A 529-nucleotide genomic window follows, 5' to 3' on the forward strand; every position below is an offset into this window, starting at 1 on the left:
GAACGGCTGGTCTTCATCGACGAGACCTGGACCCGGACTGATATGGCTCCCTTGCGGGGATGGGCGCCACGCGGGCAAAGGCTTCCCGCCAAGGTTCCTCACGGCCGCTGGAAGACCATGACCTTCCTGGCGGCCCTGCGCCATGACCGGATCGATGCGCCATGGTTCATCGAGGGGCCGATCGATGGCGCGAGCTTCCGGGCCCTATGTCGAGAAGGTTCTGCTGCCCACCCTTCGGCCCGGCGATGTCGTCATCATGGACAATCTCGGAAGCCACAAAGGCAAGGTCGTGCGTCAGCTCATTCGCGCCGCCGGCGCCAAGCTGTTCCTCCTGCCAAAATACTCACCTGACCTGAACCCGATTGAACAGGTCTTTGCCAAGCTCAAGCATCTGCTCCGAAAGGCTGCCGCCCGAACCGTCGATACGGTCTGCACCGCCATCGGTGAGGCCCTCGACGCCTTCACACCCGAAGAATGCGCCAACTACCTCAAAAATTCAGGCTATCAACCTAATGCCATCGCGCTTTAG

Annotated in this window: 1 pseudogene; it reads left to right on the forward strand. The window is 61.1% G+C overall.

Going from position 1 to position 529, the window contains the following annotated elements:
* Positions 1-529, forward strand: a pseudogene (locus AC0QUY_RS42785) (IS630 family transposase); the annotation flags it as partial.

The sequence above is a fragment of the Bradyrhizobium sp. WYCCWR15520 genome (assembly GCF_056174665.1).